The 14,216-nt window shown below is 71.1% G+C and carries 15 protein-coding genes; 13 read left to right on the top strand and 2 right to left on the bottom strand.

Annotated elements, in window-relative coordinates; translation table 11 throughout:
* Positions 1 to 102 precede the first annotated feature (102 nt).
* From metK to P3H15_RS06245, 4 genes are all read left to right on the top strand, one after another.
* Entirely contained in the window at positions 103 to 1,317 is a 1,215-nt protein-coding gene (metK, locus tag P3H15_RS06260) for a methionine adenosyltransferase (protein WP_072942128.1), read from the top strand.
* Positions 1,318 to 1,363: 46 nt separating this feature from the next.
* A complete protein-coding gene (locus P3H15_RS06255) occupies positions 1,364 to 3,382 on the top strand; it encodes a primosomal protein N' (protein ID WP_276136449.1) in 2,019 nt (672 codons plus the stop codon).
* An 87-nt stretch (positions 3,383 to 3,469) separates the two neighbouring features.
* Positions 3,470 to 4,126: a PadR family transcriptional regulator gene (locus P3H15_RS06250; protein ID WP_276136625.1), complete on the top strand. Its 657-nt coding sequence runs from the start codon at positions 3,470 to 3,472 to the stop codon at positions 4,124 to 4,126.
* A 98-nt stretch (positions 4,127 to 4,224) separates the two neighbouring features.
* On the top strand, positions 4,225 to 5,202 hold the full coding sequence (locus tag P3H15_RS06245; RefSeq protein ID WP_276136448.1) for a triacylglycerol lipase: 978 nt from the start codon (positions 4,225 to 4,227) through the stop codon (positions 5,200 to 5,202).
* Between the two features lie 62 nt (positions 5,203 to 5,264).
* On the opposite strand, the gene P3H15_RS06240 is transcribed toward P3H15_RS06245, so the two are convergent.
* Positions 5,265 to 5,471 carry a hypothetical protein gene (locus P3H15_RS06240; protein WP_072942124.1) on the bottom strand — a complete coding sequence of 69 codons (207 nt, stop codon included), beginning with the start codon at positions 5,469 to 5,471 and terminating at the stop codon, positions 5,265 to 5,267.
* Positions 5,472 to 5,709: 238 nt separating this feature from the next.
* On the opposite strand from P3H15_RS06240, the gene fmt reads away from it, so the two are divergent.
* The 3 genes from fmt (at position 5,710) to P3H15_RS06225 (ending at position 9,042) form a co-directional block, all read left to right on the top strand.
* Positions 5,710 to 6,633: a methionyl-tRNA formyltransferase gene (gene fmt, locus P3H15_RS06235; RefSeq protein ID WP_276136447.1), complete on the top strand. Its 924-nt coding sequence runs from the start codon at positions 5,710 to 5,712 to the stop codon at positions 6,631 to 6,633.
* Entirely contained in the window at positions 6,630 to 8,057 is a 1,428-nt protein-coding gene (locus P3H15_RS06230; RefSeq protein ID WP_276136446.1) for an RsmB/NOP family class I SAM-dependent RNA methyltransferase, read from the top strand. Before fmt ends, P3H15_RS06230 begins: the two co-directional genes overlap by 4 nt.
* Before the next feature lie 127 nt (positions 8,058 to 8,184).
* Complete coding sequence (locus P3H15_RS06225; RefSeq protein WP_276136445.1) at positions 8,185 to 9,042, top strand: mycofactocin-coupled SDR family oxidoreductase; 858 nt, start codon at positions 8,185 to 8,187, stop codon at positions 9,040 to 9,042.
* A 60-nt stretch (positions 9,043 to 9,102) separates the two neighbouring features.
* Here P3H15_RS06225 and P3H15_RS06220 read toward each other — a convergent pair whose 3' ends face one another.
* Positions 9,103 to 9,441, bottom strand: coding sequence for an MmcQ/YjbR family DNA-binding protein (locus tag P3H15_RS06220; RefSeq protein ID WP_276136444.1), 339 nt, complete (start codon positions 9,439 to 9,441; stop codon positions 9,103 to 9,105).
* Between the two features lie 58 nt (positions 9,442 to 9,499).
* Between P3H15_RS06220 and rpe the strand changes: the two genes are divergently transcribed.
* The 6 genes from rpe (at position 9,500) to P3H15_RS06190 (ending at position 14,172) form a co-directional block, all read left to right on the top strand.
* Positions 9,500 to 10,183: a ribulose-phosphate 3-epimerase gene (gene rpe / locus P3H15_RS06215; protein ID WP_276136443.1), complete on the top strand. Its 684-nt coding sequence runs from the start codon at positions 9,500 to 9,502 to the stop codon at positions 10,181 to 10,183.
* 28 nt (positions 10,184 to 10,211) lie between these two features.
* The gene (gene ribD / locus P3H15_RS06210) at positions 10,212 to 11,264 is read left to right on the top strand and encodes a bifunctional diaminohydroxyphosphoribosylaminopyrimidine deaminase/5-amino-6-(5-phosphoribosylamino)uracil reductase RibD (protein ID WP_276136624.1); all 1,053 of its coding nucleotides are present in this window, start codon (positions 10,212 to 10,214) and stop codon (positions 11,262 to 11,264) included.
* An 11-nt stretch (positions 11,265 to 11,275) separates the two neighbouring features.
* Positions 11,276 to 11,884 (top strand): riboflavin synthase, encoded by a 609-nt coding sequence (locus P3H15_RS06205; protein ID WP_072942119.1) that lies wholly within the window; start codon positions 11,276 to 11,278, stop codon positions 11,882 to 11,884.
* An 80-nt stretch (positions 11,885 to 11,964) separates the two neighbouring features.
* Positions 11,965 to 13,218: a bifunctional 3,4-dihydroxy-2-butanone-4-phosphate synthase/GTP cyclohydrolase II gene (locus P3H15_RS06200; protein ID WP_276136442.1), complete on the top strand. Its 1,254-nt coding sequence runs from the start codon at positions 11,965 to 11,967 to the stop codon at positions 13,216 to 13,218.
* Complete coding sequence (gene ribH / locus P3H15_RS06195; RefSeq protein WP_087555955.1) at positions 13,215 to 13,706, top strand: 6,7-dimethyl-8-ribityllumazine synthase; 492 nt, start codon at positions 13,215 to 13,217, stop codon at positions 13,704 to 13,706. The genes P3H15_RS06200 and ribH overlap by 4 nt, the downstream gene beginning before the upstream one ends.
* A 13-nt stretch (positions 13,707 to 13,719) precedes the next feature.
* Positions 13,720 to 14,172, top strand: coding sequence for a PH domain-containing protein (locus P3H15_RS06190; protein WP_276136441.1), 453 nt, complete (start codon positions 13,720 to 13,722; stop codon positions 14,170 to 14,172).
* Positions 14,173 to 14,216: the final 44 nt, after the last annotated feature.

Here is a 14,216-nt window from a genome sequence, read left to right as displayed (position 1 = left end):
AGGGTGGTCACTTCCGCCGGGGTGGCGCTAGGGTCGTTCGTTGTATTACGCAGCTAAGCTGTTTTCACGTGCTGTTCAGGACAACTGTCGAGAGGGAATTCTGTGAGCCAGTCCGGTAGTCGGCTATTCACCAGTGAGTCTGTGACCGAGGGGCACCCGGACAAGATTTGTGATGCGATCAGCGACTCCATCCTCGACGCGCTCCTCACCGACGACCCGCGTGCCCGCGTCGCCGTCGAGACGCTGGTGACCACCGGACAGGTCCACGTCGCCGGTGAGGTGACGACCACCGCCTACGCCGACATCCCCAAGATCGTGCGCGACACCGTGCTCGAGATCGGGTACGACTCCTCGGCCAAGGGCTTCGACGGCAACTCCTGCGGCGTCAACGTGGCGATCGGGGCGCAGTCCCCGGAGATCGCCCAGGGCGTCGACCACTCGCACGAGGTTCGCACCGGCGAACTGAGCGACGACGAGATCGACCGTCAGGGCGCGGGCGACCAGGGGCTGATGTTCGGGTTCGCCACCACCGACACCCCGGAACTGATGCCGCTGCCGATCGCGCTGGCGCACCGGCTGTCGCGTCGACTCACCGAGGTCCGCAAGTCGGGGGTCCTGCCGTACCTGCGTCCGGACGGCAAGACCCAGGTCACCATCGAATACGACGGTGACAAGGCGGTGCGCCTCGACACCGTGGTCATCTCGACGCAGCACGCCGCCGACATCGACCTCGACAACCTGCTCACTCCGGATCTGCGGGAGAAGGTGCTCGGTTCGGTTCTCGCGGAGATCGACATGCCCGAACTCGACGTCTCGGACATCCGCCTGCTCGTCAACCCGACCGGCAAGTTCGTGCTCGGCGGCCCGATGGGCGACGCCGGGTTGACCGGCCGCAAGATCATCGTCGACACCTACGGCGGCATGGCCCGCCACGGCGGCGGCGCGTTCTCCGGCAAGGATCCGTCGAAGGTCGACCGGTCGGCGGCCTACGCCATGCGCTGGGTGGCCAAGAACGCGGTCGCGGCGGGTCTCGCGGACCGGATCGAGGTCCAGGTGGCGTACGCGATCGGCAAGGCGGCGCCCGTCGGCCTGTTCGTCGAGACGTTCGGAACCGAGAAGACGGATCCGGTTCGGATCCAGCAGGCCATCACCGAGACGTTCGATCTGCGTCCGGGCGCCATCATCCGCGACCTCGACCTGCTGCGCCCGATCTACGCGCAGACCGCGGCGTACGGTCACTTCGGTCGCACCGACATCGACCTCCCGTGGGAGAGCATCGACCGGGCGGAGAAGCTGCGGGCAGCCGCAGGCCTCTGATCGGTAGTCACGGCGCGGCGGGTGCCGCTGCGGTAGGGGCGGCCGCGTGAGCACGGACAAGGTCGCGGCAGAAGCCGACCCGGTTGCCCGGGTGCTGCCGCTGCTTCCGCTCGCGCACCTCGACCGCGAGTTCGACTATCTCGTGCCGAAGGACCTCGACGAGCAGGCGCAGCCCGGGGTCCGGGTCCGCATCCGGTTCGCCGGGCGCCTCGTCGACGGATTCGTCGTGGCCCGCACCGCGACGAGCGACCATCAGGGCCGGTTCGGCTGGCTCGAACGGGTGATCTCACCGGAGCGGGTGCTGACCGAGGAGATCACCCGGGTCGTCGACCTCGTCGCCGGCCGCTACGCAGGAACCCGTGCCGACGTCCTGCGGCTCGCGATTCCGCCGAGGCATGCGCGGGCGGAGTCCGAGGCCGCGTCCGAACCGCCCGAGGTGTCCGGCACCGCGATCGCCACCGACGCGTGGGACCGGTACGTCCACGGCGCCGCTTTCCTGACGGCGCTGTCCGAGGGGCGCGCCCCCCGCGCGGTGTGGCAGGCACTCCCCGGCGAGGACTGGCCGGCGCGTCTCGCCGAACTGTCCGGGCTCGTCGCCGCCACCGGGGCGAGCACCGTCGTCGTGGTCCCCGACCAGCGCGACCTCGACCGAGTGGTCGCTGCCGTGGAGACGCTGCTGGGCAAGGACGCCGTCGTCGGACTCGCCGCCGGTCTCGGGCCCGCGCTGCGCTACCGGCGTTGGCTGGCGGCGCTCCGCGGAACCGCCAGGGTCGTCGTCGGGACCCGGAGTTCGGTGTTCGCGCCGACCCCGCGCACCGGACTGATCGTCGTGTGGGACGACGGGGACGACAACCATTCCGAACCGCGCGCACCGTACCCGCACGCCCGCGAGGTGGCGCTGCTCCGCGCGTACGCCAGTGGGTGTGCGGTGGTGCTGGCCGGGCACGCGCGCACCGCGGAGGCCCAGGCCCTGGTCGACTCGGGCTGGGCGCACGACCTCGTGGCCTCCCGGGACGCCGTGCGGGCGGCCGCCCCGAAGATCACCGCACTCGCGGACAGCGACCACGCCCTGGCCCGCGACCCCGGAGCGCGGGCCGCCCGGTTGCCCGCCATCGCCTTCGCCGCCGCCCGGGAGGCTCTCGGCGCCGGCCGGGGAGTGCTGGTCCAGGTACCCCGGCGCGGCTACGTCCCCAGCCTCGCGTGCGGCAAGTGCCGGGCGCCCGCGCGGTGCCGGCGATGCAACGGACCGCTCGCGCTGCCGTCCGCGGCCGGTCCGGACGGGGCGGGAACACCCGCGTGCCGGTGGTGCGGCGTCGCCGACGCCGCACATCGCTGCCACGCGTGCGGAGCGCGGGCGCTGCGGGCCGTCGTGGTCGGTGCGGGACGCACCGCCGAGGAACTCGGTCGCGCCTTCCCCGGGGTCGCCGTGCGGATGTCCGGAGGGTCGGACGTCGTCGACGAGGTGAAGCATGGCCCGACCCTCGTGGTGTCGACGGTCGGGGCGGAACCGGTGATGCCGGGCGGCTACGGCGCGGCGTTGCTGCTCGACGGCTGGGCGCTGCTGGGCCGCCCCGATCTGCGTGCCGCCGAGGAGACGATGCGGCGGTGGATGACGGCGTCGTCGCTCGTGCGCCCGTTCGCCGACGGCGGTCAGGTGGTCGTGGTCGCCGATTCGGGCATTCCGACGGTGCAGGCGCTGGTCCGCTGGGATCCGGTCGGTCACGCGCGTGCGCAGTACGAGGAGCGGGCCGAGGTCGGATTTCCGCCCGCCATCCATCTCGCGGCGATCGACGGCAGCGCGAAGGCGATCGCCGACCTCCTGGACCTCGCCGATCTGCCGGCGAACGCCGAATTGCTCGGCCCGGTCGAGCTGCCTGCCGGGGAGCGGCTGCCGTTCTCCGGTGACGCGCCGGAGCCGGCGGAGGTGGAGCGCATGCTGATCCGGGTGCCCCGCGGGGAGGGGAAACCGTTGGCCAAGGCGTTGGGCGAGGCGCAGTCGGTGCGCAGTGCGCGGAAGGATTCGCAGCCCGCGCGGGTACAGATCGACCCCATTCACATCGGGTAGTTGACCGCCGTCACAGAAAAAAGGCCTTGCCGCGCCGCAATTGACGATATATCGTTGATGTATCAGCGATACAGAAGGAGGCTGATGATGGAAGACTTCCATTTCGAACACAGAGGTTCCCGACGGGAACGATTCGGACGCGAACGGATGGCACGGCCCGACGGGCCGCACCGTCACGGACACCGCCGAGGCGGCTTCGGCCCCGAGGGCGGTCCGGGCTTCGGGCCGGGAATGCACTTCGGCCGCGGACGCGGGCGGGGTGGCAGGGGACGGCGCGGCGATGTCCGCTCCGCGATCCTCCTGCTGCTCACCGAGCAGCCGATGCACGGCTACGAGCTGATTCAGCAGATCGTCGAACGCAGCGACGGGGTGTGGAAGCCCAGTCCCGGTTCGATCTATCCCGCGCTGTCGCAGCTCGAGGACGAAGGTCTGGTGCTCATCGAAAAGGTGGCGGGCCGCAAGACCGCGCGCCTCACGGACGAGGGCACGGCCTTCGTCGAAGCGAACAAGACCGAACTCGGCACCCCGTGGGACGACGTGCGGGAGAGCGTCGGCAGGCCGGCCGAGGACCTGCGGGGCCTGATCGGGCTGCTGATGGGCGCTGCGGGGCAGGTCGCCGCGGTCGGTGACGACGATCAGGTCCGGCGGGCGGGCGAGATTCTCACCGAAGCGCGGCGTTCGTTGTATCGCCTTCTCGCAGAAGACGATCAGGGCGACGCGGGCAAGAACGACACCGACTCGTAGGGCGCCGCACCCCGCCGCGGACCCGCAGGCTCGACGAGACATCGCGTGCACATTCTGGGAAGGTTCTCAGCAATGTCTCAGCGAAGTCGGGAGAGATCATGAGGTTTCGGGGTGCCGGTGCGGTCGTCGCGGGTGTCGTCCTGCTGATGTCCGGCGCAGTGTCGACCGCCCAGGCGGACGACGCCTCCCCGCCCTCACTCGTCGTGCCCGCCGGCGCCGGGCTTCCCCAGACCGGGCGTAGTGCCGCCGCCGCGTACGCGCACGACCACCCGGGCAGCGCACCCGCCGGATCGAACGACTTCACGTGTACGCCCTCCGCGGACCACCCCGAGCCGGTCGTGCTCGCACACGGCACCGACGCCAGCGCGTACGCGGACTGGGCCGCCCTGTCGCCGACGCTCGCCGCGGACGGCTACTGCGTGTTCGCCCTCAACTACGGCGGTGCGCCGGGCGCCGATTCGTTCGGGACCGAGGACATCGTCGCGAGCGCGGGGGAGTTCGGCCGGTTCGTCGACCGGGTCCGCGACGCGACCGGTGCGGCCCAGGTGGACGTCGTCGGCTACTCGCAGGGCGCGAACGTCACGAGGTACTACGTCAACAAGCTCGGCGGTGCCCCGTTCGTCGACCACTGGGTCGGACTGGCGTCGCCCAGCTACGGGGGAGTGATGTACGGCCTCGTTCCGGTCGTGCAGGCGCTGCCCGGCGGCCCGGATTTCGCCCGCACGGTGACGTCGGTGGCCGTCAGTCAGCAGATGCAGGGCTCGCCGTTCATGAACGACCTCAACGCGGGCGGCGACACCGTGCCCGGCGTCTCGTACACGACGATCGGGTCGCGGTACGACGAGATGATCCAGCCGTACACGAACATGGCGCTCCGCGGCGCCGGGGCGGTCAACATCCTGATTCAGGATCGATGCCCCGAGGACGGCACCGGGCACTTCCGGGCACCCTACGATCCGTTCGCGCTCGACCTGGTCCGTGCAGCGCTCGATCCGGATGCGGTTCCGCTCGCTCGCTGCGAGTTCGTGCCGATCGGTGCGGGTATCCCGGAGGTCGTCGTCGACGGTAACCGCTAGCCCCGACGGACAGAAGCGGGGAGCCGTGCAGTGCACGGCTCCCCGCTTCTCGTGTGTGGCTGCTACTCCGCCAGTTTCGCGACGGCCTGCGCCCACAGGAAGTACTTGTTGGTGCCGAGGTCCTTCACGGTCTTGATGTTGAAGGCGGCCGCCAGGTGTTCGGCGTCGGAATCGCTCACGCCCTGCAGGGCGGCGACCGGGGCGCCTGCCAGTTCCTCGATCGGTTTCGTCTCGTATGCCTTGTCGAACTTGCTCTCGATTCCTGCCATCGTTACCTCCAGGGGTTCGAAAACGGGACACCGGCCCGACCGTTCGCGCCGGCCTCAGAACAGTCAATACCCGTCCTCCGTCGCTGTGGGCGGTTCGGCGGAATCGCTTCGCCGAGTGTCATGGGCCGTGTGCGACTCCCTAGACTGGTCGGCACATCGTCGACCTGAGGGGAGCTTTCTTCGTGAGTACCGTTTCGGCCCGCGCAGCGGTCCACCGTCCGTCGTGTGGGTCGCCGGCGTGCGCATAGTCTTCGCCGGAACCCCCGAGCCCGCCGTTCCCTCACTCGAACGATTGATCCGTTCGCCGCGCCACGACGTCGTGGCGGTGATCACGCGCCCCGACGCGGTCGCCGGACGTGGACGCAAGGTGGTCCGCTCACCGATCGGCGCGCTCGCCGACTCCCACGGCATCGAGGTGCTCACCCCGGAACGGCCCACGGAACCGGAGTTCCTGGCGCGCCTCACGGACCTCGCACCCGACTGCGCGCCCGTCGTCGCCTACGGGGCGCTGCTGCCGCAGAAGGTGCTCGACATCCCGGCCCACGGCTGGGTGAACCTGCACTTCTCGCTGTTGCCGGCGTGGCGCGGGGCCGCCCCCGTGCAGGCCGCGATCGGCGCGGGCGACGACATGACGGGTGCGAGCGCGTTCCGGCTGGAGGCGGGGATGGACACCGGCCCGGTCTACGGGGTGGTCACCGAACTGATCCGCGACACCGACACCGCGGGCGACCTCCTCGGACGCCTCGCCGACAGCGGTGCCGTGCTCCTGGAGTCGGTCCTCGACGGGATCGAGGACGGCGCGATCACGGCGGTCCCGCAACCGGCCGAGGGGGTCTCGCACGCCGCCAAGGTGACGGTCGAGGCGGCCCGGATCCGGTGGGACAGAACGGCTGCGGTGGTGGACCGGCACGTCCGGTCGGTGACCCCCGCGCCGGGCGCCTGGATGACGATCGGTGATCTGCGCGTCAAGGTCGGCCCGGTCACCGTGACGGACGAGCGACTGGAGCCGGGGGAGATCTCCGTGACCAAGTCCGGATTTCTGATCGGAACGTCCACGGTGGCGGTGCGGCTCGACCGCGTCCAGCCGCAGGGCAAGAAGCAGATGGCCGCCCTGGACTGGGCGCGAGGCGCACGACTCGACGCGGAGGTACGGGCACAGTGAGCGAATCCAGAAGGCCCGCACGCCGCGGCCAGTCCGGCTCGGGGGGCCGCAACAACCGCCCCCGTCAGGCGCGCCGCCCCGACGCGTCCCAGTCCGGACTCGACCAGCCCCGGCTCGCCGCGAGGGATGTGCTGCGCGCCGTCCGGGAACGCGACGCCTACGCCAACCTCGTCCTGCCAGGGCTGCTGCGTGAGCGGCGCCTGGACGGACGCGACGCCGCCCTCGCCACGGAACTGGCCTACGGCGCCGCCCGTGCCCGCGGGCTCCTCGACGCCGTGATCGCCGACTGCGCGGGCAGGCCGATCGCCGAGATCGACGGACCGCTCCTCGACGTTCTCCAATTGGGCGCCTACCAGCTGCTGCGCACCCGCGTCGCCCCGCATGCCGCCGTCGCCACCTCGGTCGACCTGGTCCGTGCGGAGGCCGGTCCGGGGAAGGCGGGGTTTGTCAACGCCGTGCTGCGCCGGGTGTCGGAGCGGTCGGAGGCGGAGTGGGTGGAGCGTCTCGCCCCGGCCGACCCGGTGGGCCGGCTGGCGTTCGAGCACGCGCACCCCACGTGGATCGCGCAGGTGTTCGCGGACGCGCTGGGCGCCGACGCCGGGGAACTCGAGGACGTGCTCGTCGCCGACGACGCCCGGCCGGCGGTGCATCTCGTCGCCCGCCCGGGGGAGATCTCGGCGGAGGAACTCGCGCTCGCCACCGGCGGCGAGGTGGGCCGGTACTCGCCGTATGCGGTCTACCTGGACGGTGGCGACCCGGGTCTGCTCGACGCGGTCCGCGAGGGGCTCGCCGGAGTGCAGGACGAGGGCAGCCAGCTCGTCGCCCGGGCGCTGTCGCTGGCGCCGCTGGACGGCCCGGACACCGGCCGGTGGCTCGACCTGTGCGCGGGCCCCGGCGGCAAGGCCGCCCTGCTCGGCGCGCTCGCCGGGATCGAGGGCGGGCGTCTCGACGCCGTGGAACCTGTGGCGCACCGCGCGGACCTGATCCGCAAGACGACGAAGGAACTTCCGGTCGATGTGCACGTCGCCGACGGCCGCGATCCCGGGCTGGAGGGCGGGTTCGACCGCATCCTGGTCGACGCGCCGTGCACCGGACTGGGTGCGCTGCGCCGACGTCCGGAGGCGCGGTGGCGCCGGCAGCCGTCGGACGTGGCGGGGCTCGCGAAACTGCAGCGGGAACTCCTCGCGTCGGCCGCCGAGCTGGTCCGCCCGGGTGGCGTGATCCTGTACGCGACATGTTCGCCGCACCTGTCCGAGACGGTGGCCGTGGTCGCGGACGCGGTGCGGCGCCACGGGCTCACGGCGCTCGACACGCGTGAGCTCGTTCCCGGGGTGCCGGGTCTGGGGGAGGGTCCGAGCGTTCAGCTCTGGCCGCACCGGCAGGGGACCGACGCGATGTTCATGGCCGCGTTGCGCAAGCCGTAGGCGTCGCCTTCCCGCTGCCCGGTCCTCCGCCGACACTCAGTAGAACCTGTTTCACTCTTGTTGTGAAACGTGTTCTAATTCTTCTCGCGACAGAGGCGTACGTCACGAGGCGAGTGGAGGACTTCAGATGAATCGGGTAGCGGGGAAGGTCGTTCTGATCACCGGAGCGGCGCGGGGCCAGGGTCGTAGTCATGCGGTGCATCTCGCCGACGAGGGCGCCGACATCATCGCCTTCGACCTCTGTGAGGACATTGCATCCACCGAGTACCCGCTGGCCACCGAGGCCGACCTTGCGGAGACGGGACGGCTTGTCGACAAGGCGGGGCGCCGCGTCGTCACCGCCAAGGTGGACGTGCGCGACCGGGCGGCGCTGCGCCGCGAACTCGACGTCGCGGTCGCGACGCTGGGACGTCTCGACGTCGTGGTCGCCAACGCGGGGATCGCGCCCCTCGGGAACGACGTGCCCGTCGAGGGTTTCGTCGATGCGTTCGACGTCGACTTCGTCGGTGTGGTCAACACGATTCACTCGGCCCTCCCGCACCTGGACGCCGGCGCGTCGATCATCGCGACGGGATCGGTGGCCGGGCTGGTCCCGCAGACCGGCCTGAACGGACAACAGGCCCTGCAGGGGCCGGGCGGCGACGGCTACGGTCTCGCCAAGAAGATGCTGTGGACGTACACCAACTCGCTCGCGCTCACCCTGGGCCCGAAGTCCATCCGCGTCAATGCGATTCACCCCACGAACTGCAACACGGACATGCTGCAGAGCCCCCCGATGTTCCGCACGTTCCGCCCCGATCTCGAGAACCCGACCGCCGAGGACGCGAAGGTCACGTTCCCGTTCATGCAGGCGATGCCCACCCCGTGGGTCGAGCCCGAGGACATCTCGCACGCGGTGGTGTTCCTGTCGTCCGACGAGTCCCGGTTCGTCACCGGTCAGCAACTCCGGGTCGATGCGGGGGCGGGTCTCAAGCTCGGCGTCTGACGCCGCTCCGACGAGGGTCCGGGCCGGTGTGCGGGCGCCGCCCGGGCCCTCGCCTTCTCGTCAGATCTGGTCGAACTGCTTGCGCAGCTTCGCCGGGGCCTTGATCCGCCAGGCGTCCCGGAGCAACTCGGTCAGCTGCGGGACGCCGACGTTCTCGAGGTCCACGAGGATCGAACCGTGGCCGTCGTAGTGCGCGGTGGTGTAGAACGGCGCGCCCTCGGCGAGCAGGGCCGCCTTCTCGTCGAGGTCGCACATCACGACCAGGCCGCCGTCCGACTCGGCCCGCAACCGGGCGAGCAGCTTGCCCGCCACCTTCAGTGCCGGCGTGTTGTACGAGGTGCTCTCCTGCACCTCCGGCAGCGACGCACCGATCGCCACGACGTCCGTCCAGGTCGGCATGGGGCCAGTATGGACCGCGTGACCCGGCCCCCACACGCGTACGACTAAACTTCGGCGCGTGGCAACCCCGATGATCGCACCGTCCATTCTGTCTGCCGATTTCGCGCGCCTCGCCGAGGAGGCGGACGCGGTCGCCGGTGCCGACTGGCTGCACGTCGACGTGATGGACGCGCATTTCGTGCCCAACCTGACCCTCGGCCTCCCCGTCGTGACGAGTCTCCTCGCGGCGACGGACATCCCGCTCGACTGCCATCTCATGATCGACGACCCCGGCCGCTGGGCGCCGCCCTACGCGGAGGCCGGCGCGCACAACGTCACGTTCCACGCCGAGGCGACCGACGACCCCCGGTCCGTCGCCCGGGACATCCGCGCCGCAGGCGCCAAGGCAGGCCTCAGCGTCAAGCCCGGCACGCCGATCGAGCCGTACCTGGAAATCCTGAAGGACTTCGACACACTCCTCGTCATGAGCGTCGAACCCGGCTTCGGTGGTCAGTCGTTCATCCCGGAGGTTCTGTCGAAGGCGAAGGCCGTCCGCCGCCTCGTCGACTCCGGTGAGCTGCGGCTGGTCGTGGAGATCGACGGCGGCATCAACGCCGAGACCGTCGAGGCCGCCGCCGAGGCCGGCGTCGACTGCTTCGTCGCCGGCTCCGCCGTCTACGGCACGAGCGATCCCGCGGAGGCCGTGCGCGCCCTGCGGGCCAGCGCCGCGAAGGCGTCGCCGCACCTGAGCCTGTCGCGGTAGCGGCACCCGGCACATCGTGAACCCCCACGTGCGGCACGAGAATTCGGCTGCGGACCTCGACGCCGCGATGCAGATCGCGATCGGCGCCGCGGAGTCGGCGCGCGGATTCACCAGCCCGAACCCGGCGGTCGGCGCGGTGGTCCTCGACGCCGCCGGGCGCATCGCCGGCGTCGGGATGACGCAGCCGCCCGGCGGCCCCCACGCGGAGGTCGTCGCGCTGCGGGAGGCGGGGGACGCAGCCCGCGGCGGCACCGCCGTCGTCACGTTGGAACCGTGCAACCACCACGGCCGCACCGGGCCGTGCTCGCGGGCGCTCCTCGACGCCGGTGTGGTCGCCGTGCACTACGCGGTGGGCGACCCGAACCCGGAGGCCGCGGGCGGCGCCGAGACCCTCGTCTCCGCGGGCGTCGAGGTGACGTCCGGTCTGCGCGCGCAGGACGTCGAACGCGGCCCGCTCCGGGCCTGGCTGCATCGGCAGCGCACCGGACGACCGCATGTGACCTGGAAGTACGCGGCCACACTGGACGGGCGCAGCGCGGCCGCCGACGGCACCAGTCAGTGGATCACCGGCCCCGAGGCGCGCGAACGCGTGCACGCCGACCGCGCGAAACTCGACGCCATCGTGGTCGGGACGGGGACGGTGCTGGCCGACGACCCGCGCCTGACCGCCCGGACGCCCGACGGGTCGCTCGCGGCGCACCAGCCGGTGCGCGTCGTCGTCGGACTCGGCGACATCCCGCCCGGCGCCCGCGTCCTCGACGACTCGGCGCCCACCCTGCTGCTGCGCACCCGGGACGTCGACGAGGTCCTCGCCGCGCTCGCCGACTACACCGACGTGCTGCTCGAGGGCGGGCCCCGGCTGGCCGGCGCGTTCCTCGCCGCGGGCCGGGTCGACCGCATCCAGGCGTACCTCGCCCCGCTGGTCCTCGGTGCGGGCACGTCCGCCGTGTCGGAGGCGGGTGTGCACACGATCGACGGCGCCCTGCGGTTCCGGCACGAGTCGGTCGAAACAATCGGCCCCGATCTGTTGTTGAGTCTGGTTCCAGCAGTGTCCGAAAACCCTGACAGTCACCGAACGTAGGAGAAGCCACAGTGTTCACCGGGATCGTCGAAGAGTTGGGTGAAATCGTCGCCAAGGAAGAACTGGCCGACGCCGCACGGTTCACCGTGCGTGGTCCGGTCGTGACTTCCGATGCGTCGCACGGTGATTCGATCGCGGTGAACGGCGTGTGCCTCACCGTCGTCGAGGTGCTCGCCGACGGCTCCTTCACCGCGGACGTCATGCAGGAGACGCTGAACCGGTCGAGCCTCGAGAAGATCGACGTGGGCAGCCGCGTCAACCTGGAGCGGGCCGCGGCGCTGAACAGCCGCCTCGGCGGCCACCTCGTCCAGGGCCACGTCGACGGCACCGGGCACATCATCAGCCGCAGCCCGTCCGAGAACTGGGAGGTCGTGCGCATCGCGCTTCCCGACGCCATCTCCCGGTACGTCGTGGAGAAGGGTTCGATCACGGTCGACGGTGTATCGCTGACGGTGTCGGCGCTCGGCGGGGAACGCGGCGCCGAATACTTCGAGATCTCGCTCATCCCGACCACGCTGCAACTGACCACGCTCGGGGCGGCGTCCGTCGGGACGCCCGTCAACCTCGAGGTCGACGTGATCGCGAAGTATGTGGAGCGGCTGCAAGCGGCCGGCCGCTGAGTCGTACTGTTGAGGAGCATCCCACGGATGCATCCGTTGTATTCGAAGATGCGTCAGTCAAGACTTTGGAGACCGAGCACGTGACCAGGTTCGACACTATCGAGCGCGCCGTTGCGGATATCGCCGCTGGCAAGGCTGTCGTCGTCGTCGACGACGAAGACCGCGAGAACGAGGGAGACCTCATCTTCGCCGCGGAGAAAGCCACCCCCGAGTTGGTTGCCTTCATGGTTCGATACACCTCCGGCTACCTGTGTGTGCCGCTCGACGGCGCCGACTGCGACCGGCTCGGCCTTCCCCCGATGTACGCCACCAACCAGGACAAGCACGGCACCGCGTACACCGTCACCGTCGACGCCCGCGAGGGCATCGGCACCGGCATCTCCGCGTCCGACCGCGCCGCCACCATGCGGTTGCTGGCCGACCCGGCCAGCGGCGCCCAGGACTTCACCCGCCCCGGCCACGTCGTGCCGCTGCGCGCCAAGGAGGGCGGCGTGCTGCGCCGTCCCGGTCACACCGAGGCCGCCGTCGACCTCGCCCGGATGGCCGACCTCCGGCCCGCCGGCGTGATCTGCGAGATCGTCAGCCAGAAGGACGAGGGCCACATGGCCCAGACCGACGAGCTGCGGGTCTTCGCCGACGACCACGACCTCGCGCTGATCTCCATCGCCGACCTGATCGCGTGGCGCCGCAAGCACGAGAAGCACGTGGAGCGGGTCGCGTCCGCGCGCATCCCTACCCGGCACGGCGAGTTCACCGCCGTCGGGTACCGGAGCATCTACGACGACGTCGAGCACGTGGCCCTGGTTCGCGGCGACCTGCCCGGCCCGGACGGCGACGGCAGCGACGTGCTGGTGCGGGTGCACTCCGAGTGCCTCACTGGCGACGTGTTCGGTTCGCTGCGCTGCGACTGCGGTCCCCAGCTCGACGCCGCCCTGGACATGGTCGCGCAGGAGGGTCGCGGGGTGGTCCTGTACATGCGCGGGCACGAGGGCCGGGGCATCGGCCTGATGCACAAGCTGCAGGCCTACCAGCTGCAGGACGCCGGCTCGGACACCGTCGACGCCAACCTCGAGCTCGGCCTGCCCGCCGACGCCCGCGACTACGGCATCGGCGCGCAGATCCTGGTGGACCTGGGCATCTCCTCGATGCGGCTGCTCACCAACAACCCCGCCAAACGCGTCGGACTCGACGGCTACGGGCTGCAGATCACCGAGCGGGTGTCCATGCCGCTGAGGGCCAACGCCGAGAACCTGACGTACCTGCGCACCAAGCGCGACCGTATGGGCCACGACCTGATCGGGCTCGACGACTTCGAAGCGGGGGAGATGCTGTGAGCGGCGAGGGATTGCCGGAGCTGCAGCTCGGGGAGGCCGGCGACCTCCGGCTCGCCATCGTCGCAGGCAGCTGGCACGCCGAGATCTCCGAGGCGCTGATCGCCGGCGCGCAGCGGGTGGCCGCCGAGGCGAACGTGAAGAACGTCACGCTGGTCCGCGTCGCCGGCGCCATCGAACTGCCCGTGGTCGCGCAGGCGCTCGCCCGCAGCCACGACGCCGTCGTCGCGCTCGGTGTCGTGATCCGCGGCGGGACCCCGCACTTCGAATACGTCTGCGACGCCGTCACGGCCGGTCTGACCCGGGTCTCGCTGGACGAGAGCACCCCGGTCGGGAACGGTGTGCTCACCACGGACACCGAGCAGCAGGCCGTCGACCGTAGCGGCCTGCCCGGATCCGTCGAGGACAAGGGCGGGCAGGCATGCGCGGCCGCACTCGACACCGCCGTCACGTTGGCGCGGCTGCGCCGGGCCGAGGAGTCCTTCGCATGATCCGGATCCACCCGTGACCACCCCCGAATCCGAGTGGACACTCGTCGCGAAGCCACGCAAGTCCCGCCGCTACGCGATCGGGGTGGCGGTCCTGCTCGTCGTCGTGCACGTGACGTTCGCGATTCTGTTGCGCGGCGATTCGACGGGCGTGTACTTCCGGCTCGCCGACCAGTTGGCGTTCGCGGGCATCGGCTGCCTCTTCGCGGCCGCAGTCCTGCTGCTGACGCGCCCGCGGGTGCGCATCGGGCCCCGCGGCATCGCCGTGCGCAACGTGCTCGGTGAGCGCATCGTCGACTGGGACCTGTACGAGGGGCTGTCCTTCCCGGACGGCGCGGCGTGGGCCCGGATCGAACTGCCCGACGACGAGTACCTGGCCGTGATGGCCATCCAGTCGAACGATCGCGAGTACGCCGTCGACGCCGTCGACCGGTTCCGCGCGCTCGCGTCGGAGTACGCGCCGTCCTGACCGGCGGACGCCCCTCCACGACGCCGCGGATGCGGGGTTGGTCG

The sequence above is a fragment of the Rhodococcus sp. T2V genome (assembly GCF_029269925.1).
Lineage (GTDB): Bacteria > Actinomycetota > Actinomycetes > Mycobacteriales > Mycobacteriaceae > Rhodococcus_F > Rhodococcus_F koreensis.
This window is presented reverse-complemented; position numbering and strand designations above follow the sequence as displayed.